The organism is Vibrio sp. Vb0667, assembly GCF_033391095.1.
In genome coordinates, this window is sequence record NZ_JAWPOL010000362.1 from 1 (window position 1) to 1,080 (window position 1,080).

Here is a 1,080-nt window from a genome sequence, read left to right on the forward strand (position 1 = left end):
TCACCCGGAAGACGGGCTATCACCTTGGTTTTATCTTCAGATAACTCAAGACACAGCTTCCACATACCCTTACCACTTTGCTTCCCATCAACACTTTCAGTCTAACCAAAAACATTTTCTGAACAAACCTCGCACTTCGAAGAATAGGGCTCAGGTCACTAAAGGTCGAAGCCTTGGTATTATTGAGTAAATAAAGTATTAGGCATGGTGATTCATCCGCGTAAATCATTCCACTCACGTTTCACTTCATGCGCCACTCTACAGCATGAGAAAGTTGTAGCTTGTAGTTATAGCGCTTCAATACAATAGAAGTGGCGACGCCACTCCTTCCCTTTTATTGGCGATTTTGTTTACAGCTCAACATTGAACTTAGTCGGTCATGAGTTTGCTTTTTATCATTCATCAAAAACAAAAAAGGAGTGAATTTACAGTGTAAAGTCACTCCTCTCAGCTCGTCTCTATTTACAGTGTAAATCCATAAGGCGTTGCGTTTACACTGTAAATTGACTCAACAACTTTTCTAACTCACTTCTTAACTGTTGCTCAACTTGCTTTCTTCCCGATAATCCAAATTGTTTGGCACAAATGCCCCAATCATGGTTTAAGAACACTTTACTTATCATCAAATCAGAAACAGGCCCCAAACCATGTTGACGCAGCCACTGTTGTAACCACACAAAAATCGATTCATAGCTTGCACCACCCTGCGCATAGCTTTGAAGCAATACTCGCTTAGTCGGATGTAAGGTTTGATGTTGAATCGGTTGACGCAACAAGCTTCTAGCCAGACTCGGCTCTAACTTAGGATAAACAAGGGAAAGGCTCGCAGACAAAAACTCATGAAACAATGCTTGTGCGTCATCAATCCAAGTTTGTGATTTATTCGCAAGTTGGCGAACCATCAACAATGAATAACAACCGCTGGCGGCATCGCGCATAGTTCCTAAACGAATGGATTGATAACCAGCTTGTTGCCAAAACTGAATCAACTCTTCCGTCGCACCAAAACTTGTCGATAGATAATCCACATGTTCTCCAACACTTTCCTCGAGTAGTGTTAGCATGTGCTTGCCAATGCCC

Annotated in this window: 2 protein-coding genes; one reads left to right on the top strand and one right to left on the bottom strand. The window is 42.0% G+C overall.

Annotation, left to right across the window (positions count from 1 at the left end):
- On the top strand, positions 1-190 hold a 190-nt coding region (locus R8269_RS25925), incomplete at its 5' end, for a hypothetical protein (protein WP_318223003.1).
- Positions 191-491: 301 nt separating this feature from the next.
- Here R8269_RS25925 and R8269_RS25930 read toward each other — a convergent pair.
- Positions 492-1,080 (bottom strand): GNAT family N-acetyltransferase (locus R8269_RS25930; RefSeq protein WP_318223004.1); only part of this gene is annotated, 589 nt, incomplete at its 5' end.